The 5673-nt window shown below is 38.0% G+C and carries 5 protein-coding genes; all 5 read left to right on the top strand.

Annotated elements, in window-relative coordinates; translation table 11 throughout:
- Positions 1-86: 86 nt before the first annotated feature.
- Positions 87-941: a carboxylating nicotinate-nucleotide diphosphorylase gene (nadC, locus tag ON073_RS19820; protein ID WP_274763603.1), complete on the top strand. Its 855-nt coding sequence runs from the start codon at positions 87-89 to the stop codon at positions 939-941.
- A 397-nt stretch (positions 942-1338) separates the two neighbouring features.
- Positions 1339-1770 (top strand): pilin, encoded by a 432-nt coding sequence (locus ON073_RS19815; protein ID WP_446728550.1) that lies wholly within the window; start codon positions 1339-1341, stop codon positions 1768-1770.
- A 94-nt stretch (positions 1771-1864) separates the two neighbouring features.
- A complete protein-coding gene (gene pilB, locus ON073_RS19810; RefSeq protein ID WP_274763601.1) occupies positions 1865-3553 on the top strand; it encodes a type IV-A pilus assembly ATPase PilB in 1689 nt (562 codons plus the stop codon).
- A 92-nt stretch (positions 3554-3645) separates the two neighbouring features.
- Entirely contained in the window at positions 3646-4878 is a 1233-nt protein-coding gene (locus tag ON073_RS19805; protein ID WP_274763600.1) for a type II secretion system F family protein, read from the top strand.
- Between the two features lie 10 nt (positions 4879-4888).
- A partial coding sequence (locus tag ON073_RS19800; protein WP_274763599.1) for a prepilin peptidase occupies positions 4889-5673 on the top strand: 785 nt, incomplete at its 3' end.

Raw genomic sequence — 5673 nt, 5'->3', positions numbered from 1 at the left:
CTGAAATCTGAAATCCAATAAAATCATAGCCAACTTAAAATCAACACGATAAAATTATTGCAACGTTCATTTTCTGTAATTTCACTATGGCTCTCTCTCAACAATTAATTTCTCAACTTGTTAAATCTGCACTCGACGAAGACTTAAACTATCAAAATGCTGATGGCGATATCACTGCACAGCTTATTCCGGCAACACAACAAGCAAACGCAAAAGTAATCACCCGAGAAGCAGGTGTATTTTGTGGCAAGCAACTTATTTTAGAAGTATTTGAGCAAGTAGACCCTAGTGTTGAAGTAAACGTACTTGTTGAAGATGGCGATACCATCGAAGAAAACCAAACATTATTTACTGCCGTTGGTAATGCTCGCGCAATTTTAACCGCTGAGCGCACAGCGCTTAATTTTGTGCAAACACTTTCAGGCACGGCAACCACCACTGCCCACTATGTAAAAGAGCTAGCTGGTACAGGCACACAACTACTGGATACTCGCAAGACCATTCCGGGCTTACGCTTACTACAGAAGTATGCAGTAAAATGTGGTGGCGGCGAAAATCACCGCATTGGCTTATTTGATGCTTTCCTTATAAAGGAAAACCATATTGCCGCTTGTGGCGGTATTGAAAATGCGGTTTCACAAGCAAAAGCCAACCACCCAGATAAAAAAGTCGAAGTGGAAGTAGAAAATCTTGAAGAACTGCAATTAGCGCTTGATGCTGGCGCAGACATCATCATGCTTGATAATTTCACTGTTGAGATGATTAACAAAGCAGTTACAATTACCGATAAACGCGCCAAATTAGAGGTATCGGGCAATATGACACTAGAGACCTTACGCACCTATTCACAAGCTGGCGTCGACTTTATTTCATCAGGCGCTTTAACAAAACATGTAAAAGCGCTTGATTTATCAATGCGTTTTGAAAATAATGACGTTTGATTAGCGAGTTGAAACTTTTTCATACTTTAAAACACCATGCTTAAGTATGATTTTAGGAACTTGTAAGCTAATTGTAAAAAAAGAAGCTACACAAGTGTAAAATCTCGTGCTAGCATCTAATTAGAAATAGCGAGTACAGGATGTACAGGCTAATAATAAGGAATTAGTTTTGTACTTAAATAACCCACCAAGTAGTACCTTTGAGTGGTTTTTGAGCACAAATTAATAATTTTTTATGGTTTGGTATTAATTGCTTAGGGAAAAGTTACTAATACTTACTTTCTCATTTGTGAAAGTTAACTATACTAATGATGGAATGAGTCAATTCAGGTGACTGTATTGCTCCTTTTAATAACTTAGCCCCATAAACACTCGTTAGAGGTACATTATGAAAAACATGAAACAAACAGCCCAAAAGGGTTTCACACTTATCGAATTAATGATCGTTGTTGCAATTATCGGTATTCTTGCAGCAGTGGCAGTTCCACAATATCAAGATTACACAGGTAAGTCACAAGTTGCAGGTGCTCACGCTGAAGCTTCATTAATTAAAACTAAATTTGAAGTACTTGTAAATGAAGGTACAACGCCTTCACTTACTGCAGCTGACGATGGTTATGTTGGTCAAACTGCTACTGGTGGTACTTATTGTACTCTTGCTTTAACAGGTACAACTGAAATATTATGTACAGTTAAAGGTGCAGGTGCATCTATTAACGGTGCAACAGTAACACTTACTAGAAGCGCTGAAGGTGTTTGGTCTTGTGCTGCAGATGCAGGCGCAGCTACTGGTTACAAAGAAAGCTATGATCCTAAAGGCTGTAGCTAATAGTATTTTAGCCTAGTAGTAATAAATATCGACAGCTATCTAATTACCCAAGCTTAGCTTGGGTAATTTTTTCAACATATAATTATAATGACAAATGCAAATTTCCTCTCCTTTAATTAGAAAGTTAGTCGCGAATGGTTTAATCGATCACACCAAGCTGGCTACTTCTACCGATAATTCAAACACACTTGAATTTATATGTAGCATAAGCTCACTCACAGCTTCAGAGCTAGCTAAAAAAGCAGCCAACCTATTCCAAGCTCCTTATTTATCAATAGAAAACATCGATTTATCTTTAATTCCAAATGGTAAAGAGCAAAACGAAAAATTAATAAAAAAACACCGCTTACTACCAATTGCCTTAAAAGGCAAGACCCTTTACTTAGCCAGTGCTGATCCTACCAACTTTGATGCCTTTGAAGATTATGAATTTAATACAGGCCTGCAAACAGAAGTAATTGTAGTTGCTTACGATGAACTTGATAAAGCCATTGATTCATTATTTGATAAAAATGACGGCATTGAACTAAGCGATGATCAATTAAGTGAATTAAGCGGCATTTCCTCAGATATTGATGACGCGCAAGGTGATGAAGAAAACGATGTTAGCCCTAAAGAAGAAGATGCCCCTATTATTGTATACATTAATAAAATATTAATGGATGCAATTAAACGTGGTGCGTCGGATTTACATTTTGAACCTTATGAACATGTATATCGCATTCGCTTCCGTGTTGATGGTGTGCTACATGAAATTGCAAATCCACCAATTGGTCTTGAAAGCCGAATTTCCGCACGTATTAAGGTAATGTCGCAGCTCGATTTAGCAGAAAAACGTAAGCCGCAAGATGGCCGTATCAAATTAAAGATCACTGCGAAGAAAAGTATTGATTTTCGTGTATCAACACTCCCGACTTTGTGGGGTGAAAAAATTGTAATGCGTATCCTTGATTCATCAAGTGCCATGTTGGGAATTGATGTATTAGGCTATGAGCCCGAACAAAAAGAATTATACTTAAATGCGCTCGCTCAACCACAAGGTATGATTTTAGTTACAGGCCCAACTGGTTCAGGTAAAACCGTATCCCTCTATACTGGTTTAAACATATTGAATAAACCAGAACGAAATATTTCCACAGCTGAGGACCCAGTTGAAATTAACCTAGTGGGCATTAACCAAGTACAAATTAACCCTAAAGCAGAAATGACCTTTGCTAATGCCCTACGTGCATTTTTACGTCAAGACCCTGATATTGTTATGGTTGGTGAGATACGTGATTTAGAAACCGCAGAGATATCAATAAAAGCAGCGCAAACAGGTCACTTAGTATTAAGTACTTTGCATACTAATTCGGCACCTGAGACTTTAACTCGCTTAATGAACATGGGTGTACCTTCGTATAACATTGCAAGCTCTGTTAGCCTTATTATTGCACAGCGCCTAGCTCGCCGCTTATGCCCTGCTTGTAAAGAACCTGAGCAATTACCTGAACAAGAGTTAATTAATTTAGGTTTCACGCCTGAATTAATGACGGATATGCAACTTCACAAAGCTGTAGGCTGTGATAAATGTACTGAAGGTTATAAAGGACGAGTCGGTGTTTACGAAGTTATGCCTATTACACCAAGAATTGCAGACATGATTATGCAAGGTGGAAATTCATTACAAATTGCTGAAATTGCTGAGCAAGAAGGTATTAACAATTTACGTAAATCAGGGCTTAAAAAAGCGGCATCAGGTGTAACTAGCATTACCGAAATAAACCGAGTAACTAGCTATTAATTAATACAAGCTAGACCCTCTTCACGGTTGCAGCTAAAATATAAAACTAGGTTTAGGTATCAAAGCCAATTTGGCAATAATTAAGGATAAGCATGGCAAAAAAAGATAACAACAAAAGCCTAACCACATTTGCCTGGGTAGGTGTAAATGCCCGAGGCAAAAAAATGGAAGGAGAAATTAACGGGCCTAGTATAGCTATAGTTAAAGCACAGCTCCGTAAGCAAGGCATTATCCCATCAAAAGTTAAAAAGAAAGCACAGCCTTTATTTGGTTTAAGTTCGGAACCGAAGATTAGCGCCAAAGAAATTGCTATGTTTACCCGACAAGTAGCAACCATGTTACTCGCTGGTGTATCGCTTATACAAGCGCTAGATATGATTGCTTCTGGTAGTGATAATAAATCGATGCAAAAGCTAATCACTAAAATTGCTGATGAGGTAAAAGCGGGTGATCCATTAAGTAAAGCACTTAGAGCATATCCCAAGTACTTTGATGATTTATACTGTGATTTAATAGAATCCGGCGAACAATCCGGTGCCTTAGATCGTATTTTTGACCGTGTTGCACTTTATAAAGAAAAAGCAGAAGCGCTTAAATCAAAAATTAAAAAAGCTATGTTCTACCCTATCGCAGTTTTAACAGTTGCATTTATTGTTACAGTAATATTATTAATTTTTGTAGTACCACAATTTGAACAAGTTTTTGCTGGCTTTGGTGCAGAATTACCTGCATTTACCCAGTTTGTTATCGGTATATCAGAGTTTATGCAAGCCAATTGGTGGATTGTATTTGGCATTTTAGGTGTTGGGTTCTATGCATTTAAGAAAGCTCATGCCTCAAGCAAAGAAGTTAGGGATAACACAGATAAAATAATTTTAAAATTACCTGTTGTAGGTGATATTTTAAACAAGGCAGCTGTAGCTCGTTACGCGCGTACACTTTCAACTACATTTGCAGCAGGCGTGCCACTTGTTGATGCATTAGATTCAGCCGCTGGCGCTTCAGGCAATGCGGTATATCGCGATGCAATTTTAGATATCAAAAATGAAGTTAGTTCGGGTAACCAAATGAACTTTGCTATGAAAAACGCAAATATTTTTCCAGCTATGGTAATTCAAATGGTGGCTATCGGTGAGGAGTCTGGCTCTCTAGATGACATGCTTGGAAAGGTCGCAACTATTTACGAAACCGAAGTCGATGACGCTGTTGATGGTTTATCTAGCTTATTAGAGCCCTTAATTATGGCTGTATTAGGTGTACTTGTAGGTGGTTTAATTGTTGCTATGTACCTACCTATTTTCCAATTAGGTGCTGTAGTAGGTTAAGTCTCTTAAAATGATCGAACTATTTAATTCAACACCTTGGTTCTTTTATCTAACAATTTTTTTAGTTAGTATCTGTGTTGGCAGCTTTCTAAATGTTGTTATCTATCGTTTACCCAAAATGATGGAAAACGAGTGGAAAGCTGAATGCAGTTTATTGCTTGCTGACAATTTAAAAACACCGTACGAAGCTAACACAAAAGCATTTAACTTAATAATACCAAGCTCAACTTGCCCCCATTGTAATACGCAAATTAAACCTTGGTTCAATTTGCCAGTATTTGGTTGGTTATTTTTACGTGGTAAAGCCGCCTGCTGTGGTAACAAAATTTCGGTTCGTTATCCGAGCATTGAGCTTTTAACAGGTCTTGCTGGCCTTGTAATTGCGTACAATTACGGCGTGACTGAGCAAGCAGGTTTGTATTTAATACTTACTTACGCATTAATAGCACTTATATTCATTGATATTGACCATATGCTATTGCCCGACCAAATTACGTTACCGCTACTTTGGTTGGTTTTGCTTTCGGCAGTAATGGGTATAACCATTGAGCCAGCTCAGGCGATTATTGGTGCTGCTGTTGGTTACTTAGTTTTTTGGTCTGTCTATTGGGTATTTAAACTGCTGACAGGTAAGGAAGGCATGGGTTATGGCGACTTTAAGCTTATGGCAGTCTTTGGTGCATTATTAGGTTGGCAGTATTTACCTATGATAGTGTTAATGTCGAGTTTAGTAGGTGCTGTAATTGGCATCACATTGCTTTCAATTCAAGGTAAAGACAAAGCTACCCCTATTCC

Origin of the sequence: Pseudoalteromonas sp. G4 (assembly GCF_028875915.1) — a bacterium.
Taxonomy (GTDB): domain Bacteria; phylum Pseudomonadota; class Gammaproteobacteria; order Enterobacterales; family Alteromonadaceae; genus Pseudoalteromonas.
The sequence above is the reverse complement of the archived record's forward strand: the minus strand, read 5'-3'. Positions and strand labels throughout refer to the sequence as shown.